Origin of the sequence: Pseudoalteromonas piscicida, assembly GCF_000238315.3 — a bacterium.
Lineage (GTDB): Bacteria > Pseudomonadota > Gammaproteobacteria > Enterobacterales > Alteromonadaceae > Pseudoalteromonas > Pseudoalteromonas piscicida.
The window spans coordinates 2,070,033-2,093,847 of the sequence record NZ_CP011924.1 but is presented as its reverse complement, the minus strand read 5'-3'; the positions used below and the strand labels follow the sequence as shown (position 1 = coordinate 2,093,847).

26 protein-coding genes and 1 pseudogene are annotated in these 23,815 nt (G+C 43.7%); 16 read left to right on the top strand and 11 right to left on the bottom strand.

What is annotated here, in order from left to right; all coding sequences use genetic code 11:
* Positions 1-2: 2 nt before the first annotated feature.
* The 5 genes from PPIS_RS09690 to csrA all read left to right on the top strand — a co-directional run bounded on the left by PPIS_RS09690 (position 3) and on the right by csrA (position 5,403).
* Entirely contained in the window at positions 3-800 is a 798-nt protein-coding gene (locus PPIS_RS09690; RefSeq protein ID WP_017216307.1) for a BPSS1780 family membrane protein, read from the top strand.
* Positions 800-1,288 (top strand): regulatory protein RecX, encoded by a 489-nt coding sequence (locus PPIS_RS09685; protein WP_010375943.1) that lies wholly within the window; start codon positions 800-802, stop codon positions 1,286-1,288. The genes PPIS_RS09690 and PPIS_RS09685 overlap by 1 nt, the downstream gene beginning before the upstream one ends.
* Positions 1,289-1,292: 4 nt before the next feature.
* Positions 1,293-3,896: an alanine--tRNA ligase gene (alaS, locus tag PPIS_RS09680; RefSeq protein WP_026345606.1), complete on the top strand. Its 2,604-nt coding sequence runs from the start codon at positions 1,293-1,295 to the stop codon at positions 3,894-3,896.
* A 7-nt stretch (positions 3,897-3,903) separates the two neighbouring features.
* The gene (locus tag PPIS_RS09675; RefSeq protein WP_010375937.1) at positions 3,904-5,127 is read left to right on the top strand and encodes an aspartate kinase; all 1,224 of its coding nucleotides are present in this window, start codon (positions 3,904-3,906) and stop codon (positions 5,125-5,127) included.
* Positions 5,128-5,217: 90 nt separating this feature from the next.
* On the top strand, positions 5,218-5,403 hold the full coding sequence (gene csrA, locus PPIS_RS09670) for a carbon storage regulator CsrA (RefSeq protein WP_010375935.1): 186 nt from the start codon (positions 5,218-5,220) through the stop codon (positions 5,401-5,403).
* A 75-nt stretch (positions 5,404-5,478) separates the two neighbouring features.
* Here the strand turns inward: csrA and PPIS_RS09665 are convergent, their stop codons facing one another.
* Positions 5,479-5,973: a hypothetical protein gene (locus PPIS_RS09665; protein ID WP_010375933.1), complete on the bottom strand. Its 495-nt coding sequence runs from the start codon at positions 5,971-5,973 to the stop codon at positions 5,479-5,481.
* 458 nt (positions 5,974-6,431) lie between these two features.
* On the opposite strand from PPIS_RS09665, the gene PPIS_RS09660 reads away from it, so the two are divergent.
* The 6 genes and pseudogenes from PPIS_RS09660 to PPIS_RS09640 all read left to right on the top strand — a co-directional run bounded on the left by PPIS_RS09660 (position 6,432) and on the right by PPIS_RS09640 (position 11,309).
* Positions 6,432-6,680 (top strand): OadG family protein, encoded by a 249-nt coding sequence (locus tag PPIS_RS09660; RefSeq protein WP_010375931.1) that lies wholly within the window; start codon positions 6,432-6,434, stop codon positions 6,678-6,680.
* A 12-nt stretch (positions 6,681-6,692) separates the two neighbouring features.
* A pseudogene (oadA, locus tag PPIS_RS09655) lies at positions 6,693-8,473 on the top strand (sodium-extruding oxaloacetate decarboxylase subunit alpha).
* Positions 8,474-8,483: 10 nt separating this feature from the next.
* A complete protein-coding gene (locus PPIS_RS09650; RefSeq protein ID WP_010375929.1) occupies positions 8,484-9,614 on the top strand; it encodes a sodium ion-translocating decarboxylase subunit beta in 1,131 nt (376 codons plus the stop codon).
* 232 nt (positions 9,615-9,846) lie between these two features.
* A complete protein-coding gene (locus PPIS_RS25130) occupies positions 9,847-10,023 on the top strand; it encodes a hypothetical protein (RefSeq protein WP_019647498.1) in 177 nt (58 codons plus the stop codon).
* Positions 10,024-10,298: 275 nt separating this feature from the next.
* Positions 10,299-10,982 carry a subclass B1 metallo-beta-lactamase gene (gene bla, locus PPIS_RS09645; protein ID WP_248694195.1) on the top strand — a complete coding sequence of 228 codons (684 nt, stop codon included), beginning with the start codon at positions 10,299-10,301 and terminating at the stop codon, positions 10,980-10,982.
* A gap of 9 nt (positions 10,983-10,991) precedes the next feature.
* Complete coding sequence (locus tag PPIS_RS09640; RefSeq protein ID WP_010375925.1) at positions 10,992-11,309, top strand: hypothetical protein; 318 nt, start codon at positions 10,992-10,994, stop codon at positions 11,307-11,309.
* An 87-nt stretch (positions 11,310-11,396) separates the two neighbouring features.
* Here PPIS_RS09640 and PPIS_RS09635 read toward each other — a convergent pair whose 3' ends face one another.
* Positions 11,397-12,941 (bottom strand): basic secretory protein-like protein, encoded by a 1,545-nt coding sequence (locus tag PPIS_RS09635; RefSeq protein ID WP_010375923.1) that lies wholly within the window; start codon positions 12,939-12,941, stop codon positions 11,397-11,399.
* 249 nt (positions 12,942-13,190) lie between these two features.
* On the bottom strand, positions 13,191-14,198 hold the full coding sequence (locus tag PPIS_RS09630) for an alpha/beta fold hydrolase (protein ID WP_010375921.1): 1,008 nt from the start codon (positions 14,196-14,198) through the stop codon (positions 13,191-13,193).
* 212 nt (positions 14,199-14,410) lie between these two features.
* Here PPIS_RS09630 and PPIS_RS09625 point away from each other — a divergent pair, with 212 nt between their 5' ends.
* A complete protein-coding gene (locus tag PPIS_RS09625) occupies positions 14,411-14,593 on the top strand; it encodes an alternative ribosome-rescue factor A (RefSeq protein ID WP_010375919.1) in 183 nt (60 codons plus the stop codon).
* A 3-nt stretch (positions 14,594-14,596) separates the two neighbouring features.
* On the opposite strand, the gene PPIS_RS09620 is transcribed toward PPIS_RS09625, so the two are convergent.
* Together PPIS_RS09620 and PPIS_RS09615 are read right to left on the bottom strand one after the other, a co-directional pair.
* Positions 14,597-16,171, bottom strand: a complete 1,575-nt coding sequence (locus PPIS_RS09620; protein WP_010375917.1) for a sensor domain-containing diguanylate cyclase — start codon at positions 16,169-16,171, stop codon at positions 14,597-14,599.
* Positions 16,172-16,258: 87 nt separating this feature from the next.
* On the bottom strand, positions 16,259-16,666 hold the full coding sequence (locus tag PPIS_RS09615; protein WP_010375915.1) for an MAPEG family protein: 408 nt from the start codon (positions 16,664-16,666) through the stop codon (positions 16,259-16,261).
* A 94-nt stretch (positions 16,667-16,760) separates the two neighbouring features.
* Between PPIS_RS09615 and PPIS_RS09610 the strand changes: the two genes are divergently transcribed.
* Complete coding sequence (locus tag PPIS_RS09610) at positions 16,761-17,714, top strand: GlxA family transcriptional regulator (RefSeq protein WP_010375914.1); 954 nt, start codon at positions 16,761-16,763, stop codon at positions 17,712-17,714.
* Positions 17,715-17,736: 22 nt separating this feature from the next.
* Here PPIS_RS09610 and PPIS_RS09605 read toward each other — a convergent pair whose 3' ends face one another.
* The 5 genes from PPIS_RS09605 to PPIS_RS09590 form a co-directional block, all read right to left on the bottom strand.
* Complete coding sequence (locus PPIS_RS09605; RefSeq protein WP_010375912.1) at positions 17,737-18,525, bottom strand: hypothetical protein; 789 nt, start codon at positions 18,523-18,525, stop codon at positions 17,737-17,739.
* A 355-nt stretch (positions 18,526-18,880) separates the two neighbouring features.
* Entirely contained in the window at positions 18,881-19,435 is a 555-nt protein-coding gene (locus PPIS_RS09600; RefSeq protein ID WP_010375911.1) for a hypothetical protein, read from the bottom strand.
* 116 nt (positions 19,436-19,551) lie between these two features.
* Positions 19,552-19,920, bottom strand: coding sequence for a helix-turn-helix transcriptional regulator (locus PPIS_RS25365; protein WP_019647500.1), 369 nt, complete (start codon positions 19,918-19,920; stop codon positions 19,552-19,554).
* 21 nt (positions 19,921-19,941) lie between these two features.
* Positions 19,942-20,286: a helix-turn-helix transcriptional regulator gene (locus PPIS_RS25360; RefSeq protein ID WP_019647501.1), complete on the bottom strand. Its 345-nt coding sequence runs from the start codon at positions 20,284-20,286 to the stop codon at positions 19,942-19,944.
* 32 nt (positions 20,287-20,318) lie between these two features.
* Positions 20,319-20,636, bottom strand: a complete 318-nt coding sequence (locus PPIS_RS09590) for a hypothetical protein (protein WP_010375910.1) — start codon at positions 20,634-20,636, stop codon at positions 20,319-20,321.
* Between the two features lie 160 nt (positions 20,637-20,796).
* Here PPIS_RS09590 and PPIS_RS09585 point away from each other — a divergent pair, with 160 nt between their 5' ends.
* Positions 20,797-21,807, top strand: a complete 1,011-nt coding sequence (locus tag PPIS_RS09585) for a hypothetical protein (protein ID WP_010375909.1) — start codon at positions 20,797-20,799, stop codon at positions 21,805-21,807.
* A gap of 132 nt (positions 21,808-21,939) precedes the next feature.
* The gene (locus PPIS_RS09580; protein ID WP_010375908.1) at positions 21,940-22,326 is read left to right on the top strand and encodes an MmcQ/YjbR family DNA-binding protein; all 387 of its coding nucleotides are present in this window, start codon (positions 21,940-21,942) and stop codon (positions 22,324-22,326) included.
* Here the strand turns inward: PPIS_RS09580 and PPIS_RS09575 are convergent.
* Positions 22,304-23,185 (bottom strand): LysR family transcriptional regulator, encoded by an 882-nt coding sequence (locus PPIS_RS09575; protein ID WP_010375906.1) that lies wholly within the window; start codon positions 23,183-23,185, stop codon positions 22,304-22,306. The genes PPIS_RS09580 and PPIS_RS09575 overlap by 23 nt on opposite strands.
* Positions 23,186-23,375: 190 nt before the next feature.
* On the opposite strand from PPIS_RS09575, the gene PPIS_RS09570 reads away from it, so the two are divergent.
* Positions 23,376-23,759: a rhodanese-like domain-containing protein gene (locus tag PPIS_RS09570; RefSeq protein ID WP_010375905.1), complete on the top strand. Its 384-nt coding sequence runs from the start codon at positions 23,376-23,378 to the stop codon at positions 23,757-23,759.
* Positions 23,760-23,815 lie beyond the last annotated feature (56 nt).

Here is a 23,815-nt window from a genome sequence, read left to right as displayed (position 1 = left end):
CTATGTCGACACCAATTAGAACATTCAAAGCAAGCATGGGCGTGCAGTGGCTAAAAGCCGGGTGGGCAATTTTCAAAACCCAGCCTATGACTTTCATGCTGATGTACATTTTTATGGCGGTAGTAAGTCTATTACCCCTGTTCGCACCTATTTTTCATATTATCGCTGCCTTGTCTGGTCCTTTCTTAAGTGCAGGCTTCTATCTTGCCGTTATCAATAAACAGATCAATAAACCAATAAAGTTGGCAGACATTTTTGAGCCTTTTGCAGCAAAAGGCCGTCGATTACACTTGTTCCGAGTTGGTATTTATCAAATGGCAGGTGCACTGTTGCTGACTATGGTTGCCGGTGTGCTATTCAGTGATGTGGCGAGTGCGCTAGAGAGTGTTGGCCCAAACACCGATCCGAATGAACTTATCGGGCTTATCGCGAGCAATATTAGTTTTGCCGAAGTTGCAGTATTTGTGATTGCACAATCGGTCATTATGATGGCCTTTGCTTTTGTTGTGCCACAGGTCTTTTTCCAAGGTGAAAAACGTATTTTTCACGCGATGAAGTGCTCGCTTGCCGCTTTTTATCATAATATGGCTGCTCTGAGTATTTACGGCTTAGTCGTCGCAGCGCTTATCGTCGCTTCTATACCGCTATCGATGATCCCGGCGATTATTATCATGCCAGTCGCCATGATAGGCTTTTTTGTTTCTTTCCAGGCGATGTTTATGCCAATTATCGTTGAAAAGAAGGAAAATGATGAAAATGCTGACATTTCTCAGTCTGACTCAGGACGCTTTGACGCCTGATGGATGAACAAGAAGTTAAAAAGCTAAAAAACTATGCGGTTTGGTTACTATCGAGACAAGAGTACTCTGAATCAGGACTGACGCAAAAGCTACTGCAAAAAGGGGCTACAGCGGCAGTCGCGGAACAATTGGTATCTTGGCTAAAGTCGCTCGATTACGTTAATGACGACCGCTATGCTGAGAGTTTTTTAAACCGCCAGATTGCAAAAGGACTTGGAGAAAAGCGTGTATTAATGGATGCAGGGCAAAAGGGTGTGAGCCGAGAGACTTTGCATACACTAATCGCCGAGCGTGAAATTGATTGGTACATGCAAGCCGCAAAAACCTATGAAAAAAAGTACGGTCTTTGCGCACAACCGATAGAATATAAAGAAAAAACTAAGCGCGTACGTTACATGAGTTATCGTGGCTTTAGTTTTGATGAAATAGATTTTGCAATTGAAGCTGCAATGACTGCAGCAGAGCAAGAAGAAATAAAGGGTGAATGATCACATGCAGCATATGACTACCGCACAAATCAGGCAAAGCTTCTTAGATTTCTTTGCTAAACAACAGCACCAAGTGGTGCCTTCAAGCTCGTTAATTCCGGGTAATGATGCCACCTTACTGTTTACCAACGCTGGTATGGTGCAGTTTAAAGATGCATTCTTGGGTGCGGAAAAACGCCCTTATACGCGAGCAACCAGTTCACAGCGTTGTGTTCGTGCTGGTGGTAAACATAATGACCTTGAAAACGTAGGTTATACCGCAAGGCACCATACTTTCTTCGAAATGCTAGGTAACTTTAGCTTCGGTGACTATTTTAAAACCGACGCAATTAAGTTTGCTTGGGGCTTCCTTACGGATGTGATCAAGCTGCCAAAAGAAAAGCTACTAGTCACGGTTTACCATGAAGACGACGAAGCATTTGAGATCTGGTCAAAGCAAGTTGGTGTTCCTGAAGACAGGATCATCCGTATTGCGACGGCGGATAACTTTTGGTCAATGGGCGACACGGGTCCTTGCGGTCCTTGCTCTGAAATCTTTTATGACCACGGTGAGCACATTTGGGGTGGACCTCCGGGCTCACCAGAAGAAGACGGTGATCGCTTCATTGAGATCTGGAACTTAGTATTCATGCAGTACAACCGTCATGCAGACGGCACAATGGAACCGCTGCCAATGCAGTCGGTTGATACCGGAATGGGTCTTGAGCGTATCTCTGCAATTATGCAAGGTGTGCATTCAAACTATGAGATTGACCTGTTCCAAGCGCTGATTAAAGCAGCTGCACAAGTAACAGATGCTCAAGATTTAGAAGATAAATCACTACGTGTGGTTGCTGACCACATTCGTTCGTGTGCGTTCCTTATTGCTGACGGCGTCATGCCATCGAATGAAGGTCGTGGTTACGTGCTGCGTCGTATCATTCGTCGTGCAGTTCGTCACGGTAATAAACTCGGTGCAAAAGGGGCTTTCTTCTATAAGTTAGTCGCTGCACTTGCTGAGCAAATGGGTGAAGCTTACCCAGAACTGGTTAAGCAACAAGCAATTATCGAAAAAGTACTACGTATTGAAGAAGATCAGTTTGGTAAAACTTTAGACCGTGGTTTAACTATTCTAGAAGATAGCCTTACAGGTATTGAAGGCGACGTTATTCCAGGCGATTTAGTGTTCAAACTGTATGACACTTACGGTTTCCCTGCGGACTTAACAGCAGATGTGGCGCGTGAGCGTTTTATGACGATCGACGAGCGCGGTTTCCAAGCATGCATGGAAGAGCAGCGTAAAAAAGCGCAAGCGGCTGGCAAGTTCGGTGCTGATTACAACGAGCGCTTGAAATCTGATAAAAACACTGACTTTAAAGGCTATGACGCTGAGCACTATACCGGCACTGTGGTTGAAATTTTTAAAGAAGGTCAACATACCAATACGTTAGAAGATGGTGAGCAAGGTGTGGTTATCCTTGACCGCACGCCTTTCTATGCTGAGTCAGGCGGCCAAGTTGGTGATATAGGTGTACTAAAAGTGGCTAACGGCGAGTTTGTGGTTACTGACACACAAAAGCTAGGTAATGCATTTGCACACCATGGTCATGTAGTTGGCCGCATTGGTGTTAACGATAAAGCCGATGCGCGTATTGATGCTGAGCGCCGCGAGCGAGTGAAGAAAAACCACACTGCAACGCACTTAGTACATAAAGCACTGCGCGATTTACTGGGCGATCACGTAACGCAAAAAGGTTCATTGGTACTGCCAGATCGTTTGCGTTTTGACTTCTCGCATTTTGAAGGCGTCACTAAAGCACAGCTACAGCAAGTAGAAGATGCAGTGAACGCAGAGATCCGTCGTAACTTTGCTTTGCAAACTGAGTTGATGGATATCGATGCTGCCAAAGACAAAGGTGCAATGGCGCTCTTTGGCGAAAAGTATGATGATGAAGTTCGAGTCGTTTCAATTGGTGGATACTCAATCGAGCTTTGTGGTGGCACACACGTAAAACGCGCTGGTGATATTGGTCTCTTCAAGATTGTTTCAGAAGGCGGTATCGCAGCGGGTGTTCGTCGTATCGAAGCAGTAACAGGTGCTGATGCTATCGCTTATGTTAATGAGCAAGAGCAAGTGCTTTCTGAAATTGCAGCTTTGGTTAAGGGTGATACCTCATCTGTGCTAGAAAAAGTATCTGCGCTACTTGAAAAGTCAAAAGGCCTTGAAAAGCAAGTTGCTCAACTAAATGACAAATTAGCAAGTGCAGCGGGTGCAACGCTACTTGACTCTGTAACTGAAGTGAACGGGATTAAATTACTCGTTGCAAACGTTGCAGGAACTGAGTCTAAAGCACTGCGTGGCATGGTCGATGATCTGAAGAACAAGATTGGCTCAGGTGTCATCGCGCTAGGTGTAGCAAATGGCGATAAAGTAAGCCTAATCGCTGGCGTAACGAAAGACTTAGTCGGTCAGGTAAAAGCAGGTGAGCTAGTTAATCACATGGCTTCTCAAGTCGGTGGTAAAGGTGGTGGTCGTCCTGATATGGCGCAAGCTGGTGGTTCACAACCAGAAAACCTAGACGCAGCACTAAACAGTGTTCCAACTTGGTTAAATGAAGTAACGCAGTAATCAGCAAGTGGCGCTGATTGTACAAAAGTTTGGCGGCACCTCGGTAGGTTCGGTAGAGCGTATTGAGGCGGTTGCCGAACACGTTATCAAAACACAACAACAAGGCCACCAAGTGGTGGTCGTGTTGTCTGCAATGTCAGGCGAGACAAATCGTCTCATTTCCCTTGCCCAACAAATCGATGCACGTCCAAGTTCTCGTGAGCTAGATGTGTTGATCACCACCGGCGAACAAGTTTCTATCGCGTTATTGGCGATGGCCATCATTAAGCGTGGGCATTCTGCCGTGAGCTTACTTGCCGATCAGGTTGGTATTAAAACCGATAACATGTTCTCTAAAGCGCGGATCACAGAAATAGACACAACCCGCTTAAAGCAAGAACTTGAGCATAACCGGATAACCATTATTGCCGGATTTCAAGGGCGTGATGGAGAAGGTAATATCACCACGCTAGGACGCGGCGGTACAGATACCTCAGCAGTTGAAATCGCAGGGGCTTTGCAAGCAGACGAATGTCAGATATATACTGATGTCGATGGTGTTTACACTACCGATCCGCGAATAGAGCCAAATGCAAGGCGTCTATCACATATTACTTTTTCTGAGATGTTGGAGCTAGCAAGTGTTGGCGCTAAGGTCTTGCAGATCCGTTCGGTTGAAGCGGCCGGTCGATATAATGTACCGCTGCGCGTACTTTCTTCGTTTTCTCCTGATAACGGCACCTTAATTAGCTATGAGGAAGGTAAGATGAAAAACACCAAAGTGGTCTCTGGGGTAGCGAGTGTCAAAGACGAAGCGCTTATCTTAGTTAACAATGTAGATGCAAAACCTAGTAATCTTGCCAATATACTTTCTCTTCTTGGTGAGCATAATATCGAAGTCGATATGATTAACCATTTGAACCACAGTGAGAAAAAAATAGACTATGCTTTTACTGTGCACACAAATGATTGTATTCTGGCGGAAGAAGTTTTAGCGCAACATGCACAAAATTTAGGTGGCGCAACGGTAGAGGTTAATGCTAACGTGGCAAAAATCTCAGCGGTTGGCATCGGGATGAAATCTCATTCAGGTGTTGCTGGTCTCTTTTTTATGGCATTGGCCGAAGAAAATATTCACACTCTATTAGTGTCTACATCAGAGATAAAAATCTCGGCACTAGTAGAAGAAAAATATTTAGAGCTAGCTGTACGGGCTTTACATGCCAAATTCGAATTGGAAAGTACAGAGTAAAAGAAGTTTTTGCTTACTTTTCTAGGAACTTTTATTTAAAATGGATTTGACGCGGAATCTTTTAAATTTTGGAATAACAGGAGCAAGAGAATGCTAATACTAACTCGTCGAGTAGGTGAAACCCTGATGATTGGTGATGAAGTGACTGTAACAGTACTAGGTGTTAAAGGTAACCAAGTACGTATTGGTGTAAATGCGCCTAAAGATGTTTCAGTTCACCGTGAAGAAATTTACATGCGAATCCAGGCTGAGAAATCTAGCCCGGGCAATATGTAATTGACCAAATACTGAATTACGATGTTAGTTAACATGGTTTAACTGGCATAAAAAACCCCGCCATTGCGGGGTTTCTTATTTCTGGCTTTGCTCAGATAAAAAGGCTATCGCTTCTTCGTTAAGTCCAGATTTACTGATATAGCTCGGTTTGTTTTGGTGAAATACCAAAAAACCTCTGTTCGTTTCAACAAGTTTATCTAAGTCGTCAAATAGGTAAGAAAATTCGGCATGTGTCGCTTTGGTGCTAATGCCTGCTTTAGAGATTGAAACCTCGACGATATTGCCGGCGGCACGAGAATATGACTGTCTTATCACCCACCAAGCTTTGCGATAGTAGAAAGCAACGCATTCAACTACAGCCAATAGAATAAGAAAGTTCCCGACGTAGTGCTCCTGCAATCCGTAAATAGCAAACAGCCCCAGTACAATTAGCAGTACAAGCAAGCCATATTTCGGTTTAACAGCAAGCCCATTGGCTTCAGACTCTTCAAAACACTCTCGATAATAGGCTTTATCTAACTTAAATTGGCTTTGAAAAGATAAATTTTCATTTTGTTCAAGGGAGGGCATAGACGTTCGTTTTGGTAAAAATTTCCCCTTATTATACCCATCTATATTGAAAAAGCTGTAACGCGAATAAATTGTTTGCAGCTCCCTTTTCCTACATCCAGCGAAATACGCGTCACATAGGGTGACGTTAACGTAAACGTTAATTGTTGGTCAGTCCAATTTACAATTTATCTTGCGTAATCAAAAATCCATTCTATATTCATTAAAATCTCAGTATTAGTTGGCGCTATTTTGAATATTTTTCATATTTATTACGTTAATTTTCCATATTTATTAATGTTTTCTTAGCTAACTCACTGATAGTTTGTAAGTTAAGTGCTTTGGTAATACCAATTTACAACGCGCTTTACAGGGGAACATTTTTTGTTATAAGGTGAATAAATATCTACAAAAAGTGAAGGTTTATACCGGTTCGTTAACATCGAACAGGAAAACCAAACAGCAAGTAAGGGGTAAAAATGGATATTGGATCGCAGCTACTGCAAGCAGGAAATCTCATGCTGACCGGTATGGTTGGTGTTTTTGTTTTTCTGTCCATTTTGATTTTTGCGATGCGACTGTTGGCCAACTTTGCTGCTCAATTTAAAGAAGTAGAGCCAAGTACCACAAGATCAAAAACAACCAGAGCAACATCGTCACAGGGTGTGCCGCAGGCACATATTGCAGCCATTAGCGCTGCCGTTGCAGCCTACAGAAAAAACAATTAATAGGGGTTTTGCATGTCACAGTTAAAGCTAACCGAATTAGTGCTGCGCGACGCGCATCAGTCATTACTCGCCACCAGAATGCGCTTGGAAGATATGCTTCCTATCGCTGAGAAGCTCGACAATATGGGCTATTGGTCTGTTGAATCATGGGGGGAGCAACCTTCGACTCGTGTATTCGCTATTTAGGCGAAGATCCATGGGAGCGGATCCGTGCACTGAAAGCTGCAATGCCAAAAACCAAACAGCAAATGCTACTGCGTGGTCAGAATCTATTGGGCTATCGTCACTATGCAGATGATGTTGTCGAAAAGTTTGTTGAGCGTGCCCACCATAACGGGGTAGATGTATTTAGAATATTCGATGCAATGAACGACGTGCGCAACTTAGAAACGGCTATTAAAGCGGCCATCAAAGTGGGCGCGCATGCGCAGGGCACGATTTCGTACACCGTAAGCCCTGTTCATACGCTGGAAATGTGGCTCACGCAAGCTAAGCAGCTCGAAGACTTAGGCTGTCATTCCATTTGTATTAAGGACATGGCTGGATTACTGAAACCCTATGATGCTGAAAAGTTAATCTCTGGGCTCAAAGCGTCCGTCTCTATTCCTATCGCAATGCAGTGCCATGCAACCACAGGGCTCAGTACTGCAACTTATCAAAAAGCCATAGATGCGGGTATCGATATGCTCGATACAGCGATATCTTCGATGAGTATGACCTATGGCCATAGTGCAACAGAAACTATCGCGGCGATTGTGGAAGGCACGGAACGTGATACAGGGCTTGATTTACTAGAGCTAGAAGAGATCGCAGCCTATTTCCGTGAGGTGAGAAAGAAATATGCAGCTTTTGAGGGCAGCTTGAAAGGAGTAGATGGTCGTATTCTATCTGCACAAGTGCCAGGTGGCATGTTAACTAATATGGAAAATCAACTGCGAGAGCAAGGTGCAGGTGACAAGCTTGACGCGGTACTAAAAGAAATTCCAAGTGTGCGTAAAGAACTTGGCTACTTACCGCTCGTAACACCAACCTCACAGATAGTCGGGACGCAAGCGGTATTAAACGTACTTACCGGTGAGCGTTACAAGTCTATAACCAAAGAAACGGCTGGCGTGCTGAAAGGCGAATATGGAGCGACACCAGCGCAAGTCGACCAAGCTTTGCAACAACGAGTACTTGAAGGCGCAGAGCCTATTACCTGCCGTCCTGCAGACTTAATTGAACCTGAGCTAGATAGTTTACAAAGCGAACTAGTCGCGACGGCAAAAGAGGAACAAATTACCTTAGCCGACGAGGTTATTGATGATGTGCTTACCTATGCATTATTCCCGCAGATTGGCCTTAAATTCTTGAAAAATCGCAATAACCCAGATGCGTTTGAGCCAAAACCGACGCTTGTTGAAAACAAACAACAAAAAGCAGCAGCGGCGCCTGCTAAAGCTAAGTCATCAGCTACTGAGCGTTACAGCGTAAAAGTGGATGGCAAAGTATACGATGTAGTGGTTGCGCCGGGAGGTGAGTTACAAGAAGTACAAGTCAAAGACAGTGAGCTCATTCCGCAATCAACTTCGGTGAGCTCCAGTGAAACTTTGAATGCCCCACTTGCCGGCAACATCTTTAAGCTTATGGTGCGCGCAGGAGATGAGGTGCAAGAAGGCGATGTAGTACTCATCATGGAAGCCATGAAAATGGAAACCGAGGTGCGTGCAACACACAGTGGTCAAGTCGCAGAACTACTCGTCTCTGAAGGCGATTCCGTCAGTGCTGGCGATGCCATCATGTCTTTAGCATAAGGATGTCGTGATGGAAGGGTTATTTAATTTATGGCAAGCAACAGGGCTTGCCAACTTCACCGTGCCTGCACTTTGCATGATGGCAGTGGGCTGCGGACTTTTGTATCTTGCGATCGCCAAAGGCTTTGAGCCGTTGCTATTAGTGCCTATTGGCTTTGGTGCCATACTCACGAACATTCCTGTTGCTGGGCTTGCCGATCCCGGTGGGCTCTTGTACTACGTGTATTACATTGGTATAGACAGCGGAGTATTCCCCTTGCTGATCTTTATGGGGGTGGGCGCGATGACGGACTTTAGTGCACTGATAGCCAACCCCAAGATGCTGTTGCTTGGTGCCGCGGCGCAGTTTGGGATTTTTGCCACTTTGTTTGGGGCTATTTTGCTGAACTATATTCCGGGCTTTGAATTTACCCTGCAAGACGCTTCAGCAATCGCCATTATTGGCGGTGCTGATGGACCAACTGCGATATTCCTCGCGTCTAAGCTTGCACCAGAGTTACTAGGGGCAATTGCGGTGGCAGCCTATTCGTATATGGCGTTAGTGCCAATTATTCAACCACCAATCATGAAAGCACTCACGACGAAAGAAGAGCGCCAGATTGCGATGCCACAGCTGCGCCATGTATCAAAAACCGAGAAAATCCTCTTTCCTCTGGCGGTACTAGGTTTGACGATATTGTTTTTACCTGCTGCAACACCTTTGGTTGGTATGTTTTGCTTAGGTAACTTGATGAAAGAGTGCGGTGTAGTAGACCGCTTGAGTAAAACGGCGCAAAACGAGTTGATTAATATCACCACTATTTTCCTCGGACTGGCGGTGGGCTCAAAGCTGGCCGCTGATCAATTCTTAACGGTTGAGACGTTGGGGATTTTAGCGCTGGGTGCCGTGGCTTTTGGAATTGGTACCGCAGCAGGTGTATTAATGGCTAAAACCATGAACAAGTTTAGCGATACCCCCATTAATCCGCTCGTTGGCGCAGCTGGGGTATCTGCAGTCCCGATGGCTGCGCGCGTGGTCAATAAGGTTGGCCTTGAAAGTAATCCGCATAATTTCTTGCTGATGCATGCGATGGGCCCCAATGTAGCGGGTGTATTGGGTAGTGCGGTTGCTGCCGGTATTTTGCTTGCACTAGTAGGTTAATTTACACTTATCCAACCATTTGCGTGGCGATTTTAGATTGCCGCGCATTTTTTAGACCTATAATACCAGCTCAGTTGGGGAAATAAGACGGTAGTAAGTTTTGTTGTCACTTTGATGCTTTTTGGTATCAAATTGTTTAAAAAAATCTTTTTTGTTTCTATTTGGGGGTTGTTTTTCTGTTTTTTTTGGGTACTGTATTACTTGAGTATAACAATGAAAATAAGGAAGTAACATGAAATTAACTATAAAAAAAACCAACTTAAAAAGCTTATTAGGTAAAGAAATTGCAGCGTCTCAAACTAAAGATGTTGCGGGTGCAAGAGGGACTGATACATTAACAGGCCTAATGGCATGTAATCCACCTCCTACAGGTAAGCACTACTGTCAGCGTCCAAAAGATATGCTTTAAGCGCTATCTGAACTCATTCAGATTACAACTATATTACGCCTGATGTGAAACCATGTTGGGCGTATATACAACCAATAACTAAACCATAGAAAACATAACAATCCACTCTCCCACACGTGTTTAACACCAAAAAGTCGGTTTCTGTTATTTAGCAGTTTGACGTTTCATTTCGCTGGACTTTACATTCTGGAACTTGATAGTCTTTCGTCACTTTTAATTAACACGAACAACCTCAGATGAAGCTTTTAGCTCCTTTCTTATTTTTGTTACCCTGTGTGACAGTTGCAACGGAAACATCGACTTTAGTGGTAACGCCGATAGCAGAGCATGTCTATAAACATGAATCTTCGCTACAGGTTGAACCTTGGGGGGTTGTGGCAGGCTCTGGGCTGATTGTGGTCGACGGTCAAGATGCTTACATTGTTGATACACCTTGGACCGAGCAAGACACAGAAGCGCTGCTATTGTGGGCTGAGGACCGCAAGCTCAACGTTAAAGGGGCGGTGGTCACGCATTACCATCAAGATGCAAGTGGTGGTCTAGCAGTAGTAAATAAACATCAGATCCCAACCTATGCATCAGCCCAAACCAATCATCTATTAGCCCAAAAACACAGCGCAATCGCGTTACATAATTTGCCGCAAGCCTCATCAGCGATTAAGTCAGGTGTCGTTGAAACCTATTACCCAGGTGCAGGACACTCGAAAGATAATATTGTCGTGTGGCTGCCACAATCTAAGATTTTATTCGCAGGATGCTTTGTGAAAAGTATGGCGAGTAAAAGTTTAGGTAACTTGGAGGATGCTTCGGTTGATGAGTGGCAAGCGTCTATACACAAGGTATTAAGCCGATATCCGGAAATAAACATGGTTATCCCAGGGCATGGTAAAGAAGGGGATTTATCTTTGTTGCACCATACCGTTAAGCTAATCAAAATCGAGCAATCAAAAGGTAAATAAAGGACTGACATGAAATTTATTCCATTTCGTAATTTACGCTGTCCGGGTTTAGAAACTGCGCTGTGGTATTGTCGCTTGTTGTTTTTGACGGGCGTAGCCTTGATAGTGTTTGGGGTGATCAAAGAGGGGATTGCAATCTATCATTGGCTAGTCGCCATGATAGAAAACGGCGACGCGCCAATAAAAGCAGCCTATCTCTATGACTTAGATTTGCTTTCACACCCGAACTTTCATTTGATCATTGTCGGAGTGGTGAAGATCTACTTCTCCTGTGGCCTTGCGATTAAACTAAAAACAATGTCCCACGAGCAGGCGTTACAAAAATAACGAATACCACGTAAAGGAGTCTCATAGAGGAGTTTCTCAGAGAAATTTCTTAGACCCTTTTACGTGGCAGAGTTACTATTTTAAAAATTAATACTCCAGTTGTCCGCCATTTTGGATAAAGGCGACATATTCGTTCCAAACATCTTCAACACTTCGGCCCAAGATATGTTGAAATGCAGCATCAAATGACCAAGTATAATTGCCCATATCTTTCGCCGCTTTATTAAACTTGTAGATAAACTCTGAGTCGTGCTGTTGTTTGACGTAATGTAAGAAAAACCCAGTAGTGGTGTAGCCACTAAGCCAGCGTTTAGCGTTAATGATATCCGGTGAGCGTGATTTATGAAAACCAGCACCGATCCGCACGGCATCAGCTAGGCCTTCGGTGTATGCCCAATTTGCCTTGCCATCACCATAGCTGTCATGAGTCAGCGGTGAGTTATTGTAACCATGGGTGACTTCGTGGAATAAAATGCCGTCGATTTCATCACGGATCACGGCATCGTTGTTATTATTATCACGATAAATACGCTCTAAGTGCGCGGTGCTAACGACGATAGTCATCTCACCCGAACCGTCTTGTCCCATCTTATAGGCAACGAAATCCTTACCCCAATGATCTTTGGCTCTCAGCTCAAACTGCAATTTTCTAAAACGCTGGGATTCACTGGCGTTGCGGTATAATACTTTTGCTACATCCACACAGCGCTCGGCCATGTGTGCAGCTGGGTTTGGTATGATCCGTTTAAATAATGCCGAGCCTTGTGTTTCAGGGTTTACATCAACAAAGTTCACTTCCGGACGTTGCCACGTGTCGTTTGGTGGTGTGCTATCGCTACTGACGGTTAATTCATAATTGGCGCTTTGGAAACCGTATACAGAAACATAAACCGGTGCGTTTGAGCTCAAATCACAGCGCTCGTTGGAGCTGGCATCATTGATACTTTGGCAGTCATAACTTGCGGTGGTCGGTTGGCTATTGGCTTTTAGGTATAGATCCGCATCACCGCTGCCAGTCAAGGTTGCTGTGATAGGAGCTGAGCTTGTAAATGGCCCAAAATGTGACCATTGGCCAGGGGTAACGCTGCCACCTTGGTTAAATGGCAAGGTTGTACCACCGTTTGCCGGAGCACCGATAAATTCGATTTCTGCAAGCTGTAATAAATTGGCACCTTGCGTTGCAGTAACATTTAAGCGCACAAAGCGGTACGCTTGATTGGTACTGACATTGAACTGCTTAGTTTGATGTCTCGAAGCAAAACTTTGATTGTTTTGCGAATCTATAGTGAACCACACTTGACCGTCTTGAGAGCCTTGAAGCGTCCAATTTTTGGGATCTCTTTGTGGCGCATCGTTCGCAGAAGTGAGGGTGTAAGCTGTTAAATTCACCGCTTCGCTAAACGCATAACTTATCCAACCGGAAGCTGAAAAAGTAAGCCATTTGCTGTAGTGGTTATTATCAAATGCGTTGACTTTGCCCTCATAGGGTTGGTTTTCTCCTGAAACGCTGATAGCAGCGGCATTGGCAGTTGTCAGATCGCTGTTTGCGTGCGCCGAGCTTAAGCCTAAGCTCACCAAAGCGGTTGCTATGAGAGAACGTTGGAAACGCGTTTTAGCTATAATGATGTTCATGTTGACCTCTTTTGTATCGTTCCATTTTTTGTGGGTGAATATCTGTTGATGTTGTATCCATGGCTATTTTTATTTTGGTGTCCAAATTAACTTGGAACGGTTTAATTGTTGTTGCTTTTATGTACGCTTGTCAAATGGAAATTTACTTTAATTTAACGATAAGGATAGAATTGATGTTCCTGATTTAGCTTGAATTACGATGCGAAGGCTAGCACTGTCAGGCGTTACAGGGCGTAATGTCAGGGAATGTTATTTATTTTGGACTGTGTTTTGTTGGGGCGTGTTTGATTGATTTTTCGGGACTTTTTTATTCGCAGTCTCTTGAGTTGCAATTTGTTTGTGTTGTTTCTTTTTTAATCGCTTTCGCTCTGCTTTAGTTACGTGCTTTGCCACCCATTTAGCAATCTTTTGCATGAGCATTGGAGGGAAGTCATGACCCATCCCATTGACCAGTTTTAGTTTGGATTTGCGAATAGTAGCGGCGGTTTGCTGGCCAGCGGCCGCCGGGAAAATAGGGTCGTCTGTACCATGGATAACAAGTGTAGGCGTTTTGATCTTTGCCAGCGTGTGCTTGCGACATTGGCTTGCGACAATCGCCGCAAGCTGGCGCTTAAATCCTTGCGGGTTATGTGCGCGTTCAATACTGTGTTTGGCTTGTTGATGTAGTGTCCCTTCGTCTTGAGGGTAGGCGGGACTGCCGATCAGCTGGTTGAGTTTTATATTGTATTGAATGGCAGATTGGTGGCAGTCTGACTTTGGCCGTGCTTTTGCCAGTTGCAGCATGACTTTTACATTTGCTGCGGTAAACTTGGGATACGCTGAGGTTGACATAATTGAGGTCAAACTTACCACTTTCTTTTTATGCTTAGCGGCAACGATTTGTGCAATCATCCCGCCCATAGAAGCACCAACAAGGTGGGCGCGTTTAATCTTAAGTCCAGCCATCAAAGCGACAACATCTTCGGCCATATCTTCTAGGGTATAGGGAACAGAAGCGCGGATGGGAAGCTTTTTACTCAGCATGGTTTTTATCACACTCGGAGAACCTAAATGGTCCAAGTGGCTCGATAATCCCGTGTCGCGATTATCAAAACGGATCACCCGAAAACCTTTATTGACTAGCCCAAAGTACAATTCATCTGGCCAAATCGTCATTTGTGCCCCAAGACCCATTATCAAAATAATAACGGGGGCGTGAGGCGCACCCTCGTCCTGATAATGTATGCTGATCCCGGTTGCAATCTTGATATCGGTCATTGTCGCGAACGTTTAGCTTGACTTGAAAGGGCTGCATTTAAGTATAGAGCGTAGGTATGAACTTAACTTTAAAATAGCAGTCAAAAAAGACGAAAATTTATTGCTAAAAGCCATTGCGCTTTAAAGCATTTAGGTTAATATTCGCGCTTGTTGATGGTCGGAAATTATGCATCAACACTATCAATTTATACGATTCTTATTTGGAGTAAGTCATGACTAAAAAAAGCAAACTTCAGCATGCTCATCATCGTGGTGAAATTAAAGACAACGCACTAAAAGCGTTGGTAACCAGCCCGTTGTTTAAGGCGAAAGTTGAAAAGAGCAAAAAAGGCAAAGGTAGTTATCAACGTAGCGTAAAGCACAAAGGCCAAGAGCCTTACCTTAAGGCAGCCTAAGCTTTAAGATAAGGTTTTTTGCTGATACATTTGCTTGTCAGCTTGTGCGATTAAATCGCTGATATCTGTTATCGGGTGTTGGGAAAATGCTCGTCCGACACTACCTTGAATTGCCACTTTTTGTTTCCCATGGCTAAATTGCAAGCTATTGAGTTGTTGTTGCAGCTGTTGTGCTTTTTCTTCTGCGGACTGTGTGTCGTCAAATAAGCACAGGGCTGCAAACTCATCGCCACCTAGGCGTCCTACAATATCTTGTTTTCTGATACTTGATGACAAAAACGTCGCAACATGGGCAAGCGCCTTATCTCCAGCATCGTGACCAAATTGGTCATTAATCAACTTAAACTTATCTAAGTCAATGTAAAATAATGCCAAAACACCACCACGTTTATTAAATTGCTCGACTAGCACGTTGGCATGTTTGTACCAGCCTCGACGGTTAAAAATGCCGCATAATTGATCATAATTTGCTTCATTTTCAGCTTGTTGCTTTTGCTGTCTGAGCCGTCCAATGCGTTTAGATACCGCAACGGCAAGCAGTAAAGACTCAATGGCAAACGCAAAAATAAGTGCATAGCGCTGCATAAATGGACTATATCCCACTAACAGCACGCGAAATACCATACCGACTAATACTAGGCTCAGAGCCGCAAAAACCAAACTTGCTTCGCCAATTTTACGCTTGGTTTGAAGAGCAGATAGCACAAAGATAGTGGCGACAATAACGAGGGTTATATAGGCCATAATTTGGCTTAATAAGTAGGACAATTGTGCTTGTTGAGTGGGAATTTTAAGTATGCTCAGGAGCATCACGATACCCGCGGCACTTTTAAGTAACAACACGAGTTTTGGCCACTGCTTGTCAACAAGTAGGATACTCAACATAAACCAGGTTGCCGAAACCACAGTGAGACCAATACTAAGTAAATATGCGTGTTTGAGTAATGATTTATACTGAGATGAAACAAAAAGATTTAATTGCCCTTCTTGGAATAATACAAATCCACAAAGGCAGAAAATATAAGCCCCGTAAAGCCTAAATATAGGATCATTGAGGCGACTACCCATGATCAATACATAGCAAATTAAGGTAAAGCAAAGGCCATAAAATGCGCCCATGACTAGGCTGTTTTTTTGACTTTCCCAAATAAATTTCGGCACGCTCATCAGCCTAAATCTTGGCGTATGAATTTGCATAGAATCTAAGCTTAAGGTTGCTGTGTACTTACCTTTTGGAATGATAAATGCGGGCTGTGAGAACTTAACGGGCGAAGGGGCATTGACTCGCCACTGATAGTGTTCAAGGCCAACATCTACAAATGAAATAACGCTGTCTTCATTTAAATTGCAGGCTATCGAGACGGTATTGTTGCCGCGTTTAATTTTGCTATAAGACGTGGTATTGATAGCAAGCGAAATCGAGTTGCCGTGAGCAATCGTGAGTGAGCAATTGTCATCAAGCGCAAAAATTGAGGGGCTAAACAAAAATACAGCGCCGTAAATAACAGCGAGTAGGAGCGTAAGCTTCCCACTAAAGTTGCTGTATATTTTGACGCCATTCAACCTAGACTGCAGCACAACGAAAACCTAAGGTTATTGTTGTAGTTAATGTAACAAACTTGTGCGTAACTTAGCCAGTGTAAAAACCCTTTGACCAGAGACTTTTTACACCCTATCGAACAAGAAGCTAAACCAGGCAAAAAACAAGCAAAAGCTACTTAACCCAAATGCTAGGGTTCTTAATCGTAAGTTACTGCCCAGTACGTGCTCGTAGCTGTGCCAATATCTTGCTGCGACAAACACAGTGCTGAGCACAAACCAAAATTGTCCTGTCATTTGCTCAATATGCAAAAGTATCAGCAGTGCAATAAATAAAACGGGCTGCTGAAACTGGCTGTCATAGCTATTACCTAATAATCTTATGCGCTCGGGGAAGGCATGTTTTTCGACATAGCGAATATCTTGAAGTGCAATATCACCATTTTTGACTGCGCGAATTCTACTCGTTGCGGTCAAAAGGAATAATAACAGCGTTAGGCTAAGCAAAAATAAAATCGGAATATGGATCCACATAGTAAAGCTCCTGAGTTTGAAAGAGGTTTTACTTTAACTAGATTGATTGCTAACTTATCGTGTCAATAATGACTAATTTTGGTTTGATATTGCCATGAAAGTAATTTTGCTATGTCCTGAACATGTATTTGCGAGTGCATTAACTGGCGTGATTGATATTTTGAATGTGGCAAATAAAGTCGCTGGTAAGACGGTGTTTTGCTGGCAGACGGTTGCACTTTCTGGGCAAAAGTCGGTGATGAGTAGTCAAGGCTTAGAATTTGTTTGTCATGCAGAATTTAGCGCATTGGCTGATGCTGATGTCGTTATCTGGCTCGGCAGCCAGTTTTCGTCAGAGCCTTTGTTGTGGCAACAATGCCAACAGGTCAAAGCACAATTAAACAAGCATGGTATTGAATTTCATCCCGCGACTTATCAACTTGCCGGATGTTGCGGTACCGCATTTTTAGCCACAGCAGGATTGTTGGATCAAAAACAATTTACATGTAGCTGGTGGCTTACGCCCTTTTTTACACGATATTATCCCGTTTTAAAGCCCAACAGCCAAAAGGTAACAGAGCAAAGCGGTATGGTGTATACCGCGGGCGCGGCTCATAGTTACTTGCACTTGATGTTGCGGTTTATTACCGACGTGCTGGGTTCAGAAGTGGCAAAAACAATCGCCGCCTGGCTGGCGATACCAAACGAGCAAGCGAGTCAAAATGAGTTTGTGCAGCTCAGTGGCTTTTTACAACATAGAGATGCGCAATTGCTCAAAGCACAGCATCATATTAGTGATAATCTAGATGTTTCGCATAGCTTACATAGCCTTGCGAAACAGGCTTGTATGTCAGAACGCACGCTAATTCGACGTTTTAAACAGCACACGAGTATGACACCTTTTGAGTATGTGCGACTTGCGCGACTCGTTCGCACCAAACAGCTATTGCATAGCACCAATATGAGTGTGGAGCAGATAGCCAATCAGGTTGGCTACCAAGACAGTCAGGCTTTAGCGAAGCAATACAAAAAGTACTATAACCAATCGCTTAATCGAGTGAGAGGGTAGTGATATCGGGGGTCAGCGTTTTTTAATTTATGGACTCAAACATAGGGTCCATAAACAAACCGATGACAAAAAATAAACACCAAAAAACCATAGCAGACAACAAAGTTGCCATTATTGTCTTGGCAAGTGAACTAGCTGAAATAACATACAAGTAGTAGAAATATCGATAAATGACGAAGAGACTCAGTAAGGCTGAGCCTGCCATTCCAATAGTACCAATAGCTGGTCGAATAGTGTCATTTAGCGTCGTGTCATTATTTGGATCTGCCCAAATATGCATTTCATACATGTTTGTAAACATAAGCATAAGGAGTAGCATGCCTGATGTGTAGCAACATATTGCAAGGTGCGGTTTGAACTGGGGCGTTAAATTTAATTTCGAGAAAACTTTTTGCGTTACGAAGGCATACAAAGAAATAATAAGGACTGTTGGAATCATAGCTCCAGCAGCTTTGGTTATCGAAAATTTAGAAGCCTCTGTGTTAATTCCGCTACTCAAAAAATCATATCGTTCAAATAACCAACTAATAAACATTAGCTGGTTCAAAGATTTATATGAAAATGCAATGGATATAAAACCTATTATCACAAAGAATACAAGAGGTCTTACATGTGTAATTTTGTATGAGTCTTTCAACTCTTTAATTGATAAGACTTCATCCTTAATTATCTTAGGTCTAAATAAGAAGTCCCATGAGGTTATAACAAGTCTGCCAACAAACAAAATTACCCCCATAAGGAGGTTTTCCGCTGCTCTTCCAATATCAATATCTTTTACCCAGTCGGGGATACTTGCTTCTTTCTTTTCCATGATGCTTAAAAAGTTAGTCAAATAGCACTTGCGTCTTTTATAAAAAAGACGCGTCCATTTTCATTACATACTAATAACAGTTTATGTGGTTTTTTGCTACCTATATACTTTCAGGTTGTTTATTTATTATCAATTGGAAAATCAACGTACTTTTCTCATATTGTGACTTTGGTGTAAAAACACTAAGAGACAAAGAGTTAAATCTTGGGCTTATAGGTCGCACTTCATTGCTCATTGCTTGCGCTCAAAGCCGCCTACCAGCTAAACTCCATACCAATTTGTCTAACTGGTAAGGCAAGCGATGAGCAAATACAGTTGGAGGAATATTTTCCTCCATTCAGTCAGTTCAACTTGTTTAGCTTGACGCGAGGCAACGGGTACTCGGGGTTTCACCGGGTTCGATGATATTAATATTGACCTCTTTTAAGTCACCGATTATGGGTTTTAAAGCTTTATCAAAACGATTTGCTGCGGCTTCGATTTTTTCGGCATAGTCGTCAATGGCATCAAAATTAGCAGCGTGGCTTTCAATTACAGCCTCAATCTGCTTGGCCTTTTCTTCTTGTTTAGCCAGTAGCGCTTTATTGATCACAAGTCGATCGTCGTCTTCTTGTATAGCCTCTTTACTAATGGCTTCCATTTCTTTGCTAAGCAGTGCGAGCTTGTCTTCAATATCTTTCATTGGTAACTCAGAAGCTGACATATCAAGCTCTGCCGCTTTGAGTGCTTTGTATGCAGCCACCTGTTCGGCGTCCATGGTGTGTTTGATTATTGGGTTACAGTCTTGGTAAGCGATAAGCTGGTAGCTACCTTGCGTTTGCGGCTCTGTTGGATTTGCATTGGAGTAGCCAACGCAGGCACTCACAGCCAGTGTTACCGAAATAATGAGTATTGATTTTGTGGTTTTCATAAGCACCTCGAAGGATAAGTCTGATTTACAAAATTAGTCGCGGTGCAGTCTGAAAAGGTTGGTTTTAGATGCGCAAGTAATAGTAACAAAATATGAATCGGGCAGTGAGCTTAGAATTAGTTGCTACTTTTATCAGGCGCTTGGCATTGGTGCTGTGCAATTTCTTCGGCGTATTTGGCCTTGACTAGTTCAACGTAATGGTTGAGGTTTTTATCAGGACTTACGGTAAAGGTCCGCTCACTTTTATGTATCGCGGTGATACGGTCCAAGCGAAATTCACGGTAATCACTGCGGAGCTGACAAAATGCGACCAGCGTCCATTTTCCACCCCAATAAACCAATCCGAGTGGCTCGATAATACGCAGGGTTTGTTGCTTTGCAACGTCTTGATATTCAAGTTGTACACACTGCTTAGCCGCAATGGCGAGCCTAAGTGTAGCGCTAAAGGATTGTTGTTGTGGTCCGTGCTTAAAACTCGAGACCAAATATGGGGAGTGGTCATGCTGTTATTTGAGGTGAGCGGGTAGCACGGCCTCTATTTTGGCAATGGCCGCTTTTGCATGTGCGCTTAGTTCGGGATCCGTCCATGCTCCAACCATTTTACTGCCAAGTAATAATGCGGTGAGTTCATCATAGCTAAACATCATAGGGGGCAGTGGGTAGTCACCAATGATATAGCCGACACCTGCTTCCCCCTCAATTGGCACGCCAGAACTTTGTAAGTCCTGAATATCGCGATAAATCGTACGCTCTGATACCGTAAAGTGATCGGCCAATGACTTAGCGGTAACCGCTAATCGTCGACCCTTGAGCAGATCCACTAACTGAAAGAGACGTTCTGATTTATGCACGAGTTTTCCTTGTTATTCAAATCTCAGATTAATTAACCGCTACATGGCGTTTGAGAGAGTACATTACTGTGACTAATGGTGACACTCTCGCTGTCTATGTATTGCGTTAATCTTTGGCATACTTCGGTTGTTGGGAATTGTGCCGACACCGCTTTTGCATGCTCCATCGATTGCCAATAAATAATATCTAAATACTCGCCAGTCTGACTGTCTTTAGTCAACGAACGATATAGTAACCCAGGTTGCTGTTCAACCCACTCGGTAAATGCTGGGTTTACACCCATAATGTCACTCTCTGTAGCACCAAGAGCCAATTTAAATTTTACAATCTCTACGACATTTTGTTGCATGGTCTTTCTCCTTTTTGAGTTCAAAAAGAGTAAACCACGATGTTGTGTCAGGGAGTGTCAGTAGTGTTTAAATATACAGTTTCACCTGGCAAAACAAAGGATCTGTATTAGGATTTAGGGTACTGCAATTGGCAGGATTAACCGTGTAAAGGATAAGGAAATGAAATTAAGTACTAGCATATTTGCAACCAGTTTGGTTGCATCCGCTATCTGCGCTTCCCATGTTTTTGCAAAGGACATAAATGACAGCGATGTCAAAAGACTGCATGTCTTGGCAAAGCAAGTCGCATCACAAAGTGTCAGTGGGTCGTATACTTTTGCTATCAACTGTCATACTAACCCCAGCTTACTGAAACGTGCCGTTGAGCAAGTAAGTTGGCCTGTCGATGAAATTACCTTTGCTATTCAAGGACAATGTCAGGGCCCAATTAAGATCACGAGACGTGGTATCACCATTTCTGGGTCTGATAATACTCAAGATGTTATCTCTGCGGCGCAAAGCAGCGTGCAGCCGACCATATTAGTGGAGTCTGGTTCGGTTAAGCTCAATAACTTAGGGCTTGTTAGCACAGCTCAGCAAAGTAGCGTAACGGTGACGGCGCAGGGAATGGCAAGATTGGATAATGTCGCGACTCAAGTGCAAGGCACTGAGCCTGAATACCACTATATCGTGACAGATAATAGTAATCTTTACTTAAGTAATCTAAACCAAGCGAAAGTGAAAATAGCAGGGGGCGCTTTTGCTGAATTTGTAGCCGGCAATCAGGCGATGACAGCATATGTATTTGACACCGCCAATGCTAGAAGTACTCAAGGGAACCAGTTTGACGCAGTACAAGTTGCTGGAAATGGCTACTTTTTAGCAGATGGGCAGTCGCATATAAACCTATTGATGATCTGGAGTAAAGGCGCCGCCGAAATCGACCAGCAAAGTAGTGTTGGTGAACTGATGATGGGCGGCCAAACCTTGTTTGCTGCTTATCGAAACTCGACCTTATCAGGGCCTTACAGCTTCTTTGGTAATGTGGTTTTTGAGTTGGAGCACTCCTCTGCGACAAATTGGGTAACGCAAGAAAGGCCGCACTCGCTGTTTTCTGGTAATAATGCCGTCGTGAATGGCGAACTCTTTCCAAGTTGGAGCTGGCAAGGACAGGCACCGCAACCTGAGTAACCTGAGCTTCAAAACAATGAGTTAGCGTATTTCTTATTCAAACCTCAGGTTGCGTAATTTATGCTACTACGCCGCTTGGTATTATGCTTTACTACTAAGCGGCAACGATTAATCTAAAGGCAGAAGAATAAGATGAACCATCAACAAGTACACGACTACTTGCTTGCAAAACCTTATACCAGCGTAAGTCAGCCTTTTGGTGAAGGCGTGGATGTATATAAAGTGAAGGACAAAATGTTCGCGACGTTGGCGCTTGGTAAAATGGGTAAAGAAGATGACGAGCACTCCCATTGGCGCGTAAATCTCAAATGCGATCCTGATGAAGCGCAAGCGCTGCGAGACATTTTTAGTGCGGTGTTACCGGGTTATCACATGAATAAAAAGCTCTGGAACACGGTGGTGCTCGATGGCTCCATTCCAACTGGAGAACTTGAGCGGATGATGGATAACTCATTTCGCCTTGTAGTCGAAAAAATGCCGAAAAAGCAGCAGGGGATTATCCTTGCGCAGCATCAATAGATGCACAAACGACTTGGTACACGGCGTTCACTTTAGGTTCTGTGAGCGCTTGATTTGCCACAACAAAATGTACAGGGAGCGAAAAGTCTAGCAAACTAGACAAGGCAACCTCTGCTCCTTGATCTGCAATGGCGTTGGCTTCAATAAAACTCACGCCGAGTCCTGCCTTAACTAAAGCCAAGCGGGAGCGCTCATCTGCAGCATTAATATTTACCGCGTTTACTTCGCTTAGCTGTTGATCAAGTTGCTTATCAAAAGGGCAGCCTTTTCCCATACGTATCCACGTCATCTGTGCCAATTCGGCTTTATGTGATGGCGTAGGCCAAGATGCAGGATAAGCGGTGGTAACCGCAACTTCTGTGAGCGGTACAGCGCTAAAATGAGCAGGTACTTCGCCATAAATAACCCCACCATCAAGGAGGCCATCACTGAGTTTGTCGACGATGACACCACTTGAGAGTAATTCCAGAGAAAAAGAAAGACTTGGAAAGTGCTGGTTGAGGGTTTTTATCAGTGTGACAAGTTCGCTCGAGGTGCCAATAGGGTGGTTCAAGCCAAGTCTGAACTCGCCGGTGAGCAGTGTTTTGGCTTGCGCTGCGGTGTGCATTAAATCATTTGCACTTGCAAGCGTTAACTTAGCTTTGTCTAGCAAGATCTTACCTTGTTCTGTGAGCTGCATCCCTTTGCTAGAACGGTGGAACAACACAGTATTGAGTTCTTCTTCAAGCGCTTTGATATGGGCGCTGATAGCAGGTGGTGTGGTGTACAGTCGTTTCGCTGCTGCCGTTAGATTTTGGGCCTCTGCAACCGCAACAAACGACCTTAAATGGTAAAACTCCATTGCACTAAACTCAATCACGTATTGAATACCACCAGTTTAAATGAGCTTGCTGTGATTGCCTATTCTGAAATGACGAACATCGCCTTCAAAAAATATGAATTCATTAACGTTGATTGAATGCGTAACGTAGTTGACCTCGGGTGACGTTAAATAGTTATCCGCAGCTCAGATTATTTAGGACCCAGAGTATTTAAATAGGAGTTAGAAGATGAAAGTAGATGTATCACAGTATTTTGCAATGAAGCTGGCTTGCGAAACGGATTGTGCTGATGTTTATCAGGCGATATTAACGGGGCAGCAGGATTTTGTGCTATTTGATGTCAGGTCGAATGAAGCCTTTGCCAAAAGTCATGCTCAAGGCGCAGTCAATATGCCAAGCGCAGACATAAGCGAACTGACGATGACTAAATATGACAAGGTTACGCCAATCGTGGTTTATTGTTGGGGTCCTGGGTGTAATGGCGCAACAAAGGCCGCGTATAAGCTTGCAAAAATGGGCTATCAAGTAAAAGAGATGATAGGTGGAATTCATTACTGGGAGGATTTCGAGCGTTACCCCGTTAATCGCCGAGTGTCACAGGCACAAAGTTGATATAGGTGCATTTTTCTTCATCTCATGATTATACTGTTATTCATTCACGGCACATT

Coding starts and splice junctions, on each gene's coding strand:
- PPIS_RS09610 (WP_010375914.1), top strand. CDS start 16,761: ATGAAAGTAATTTTGCTATGTCCTGAACATGTATTTGCGAGTGCATTA.
- PPIS_RS09605 (WP_010375912.1), bottom strand. CDS start 18,525: ATGGAAAAGAAAGAAGCAAGTATCCCCGACTGGGTAAAAGATATTGAT.
- PPIS_RS09650 (WP_010375929.1), top strand. CDS start 8,484: ATGGAAGGGTTATTTAATTTATGGCAAGCAACAGGGCTTGCCAACTTC.
- PPIS_RS09585 (WP_010375909.1), top strand. CDS start 20,797: ATGAAATTAAGTACTAGCATATTTGCAACCAGTTTGGTTGCATCCGCT.
- PPIS_RS09600 (WP_010375911.1), bottom strand. CDS start 19,435: ATGAAAACCACAAAATCAATACTCATTATTTCGGTAACACTGGCTGTG.
- PPIS_RS09685 (WP_010375943.1), top strand. CDS start 800: ATGGATGAACAAGAAGTTAAAAAGCTAAAAAACTATGCGGTTTGGTTA.
- csrA (WP_010375935.1), top strand. CDS start 5,218: ATGCTAATACTAACTCGTCGAGTAGGTGAAACCCTGATGATTGGTGAT.
- PPIS_RS09625 (WP_010375919.1), top strand. CDS start 14,411: ATGACTAAAAAAAGCAAACTTCAGCATGCTCATCATCGTGGTGAAATT.
- PPIS_RS09580 (WP_010375908.1), top strand. CDS start 21,940: ATGAACCATCAACAAGTACACGACTACTTGCTTGCAAAACCTTATACC.
- alaS (WP_026345606.1), top strand. CDS start 1,293: ATGCAGCATATGACTACCGCACAAATCAGGCAAAGCTTCTTAGATTTC.
- PPIS_RS25130 (WP_019647498.1), top strand. CDS start 9,847: ATGAAATTAACTATAAAAAAAACCAACTTAAAAAGCTTATTAGGTAAA.
- PPIS_RS09630 (WP_010375921.1), bottom strand. CDS start 14,198: ATGACCGATATCAAGATTGCAACCGGGATCAGCATACATTATCAGGAC.
- PPIS_RS09590 (WP_010375910.1), bottom strand. CDS start 20,636: ATGCAACAAAATGTCGTAGAGATTGTAAAATTTAAATTGGCTCTTGGT.
- PPIS_RS09665 (WP_010375933.1), bottom strand. CDS start 5,973: ATGCCCTCCCTTGAACAAAATGAAAATTTATCTTTTCAAAGCCAATTT.
- PPIS_RS09635 (WP_010375923.1), bottom strand. CDS start 12,941: ATGAACATCATTATAGCTAAAACGCGTTTCCAACGTTCTCTCATAGCA.
- PPIS_RS09615 (WP_010375915.1), bottom strand. CDS start 16,666: ATGTGGATCCATATTCCGATTTTATTTTTGCTTAGCCTAACGCTGTTA.
- PPIS_RS09690 (WP_017216307.1), top strand. CDS start 3: ATGTCGACACCAATTAGAACATTCAAAGCAAGCATGGGCGTGCAGTGG.
- PPIS_RS09640 (WP_010375925.1), top strand. CDS start 10,992: ATGAAATTTATTCCATTTCGTAATTTACGCTGTCCGGGTTTAGAAACT.
- PPIS_RS09570 (WP_010375905.1), top strand. CDS start 23,376: ATGAAAGTAGATGTATCACAGTATTTTGCAATGAAGCTGGCTTGCGAA.
- PPIS_RS09660 (WP_010375931.1), top strand. CDS start 6,432: ATGGATATTGGATCGCAGCTACTGCAAGCAGGAAATCTCATGCTGACC.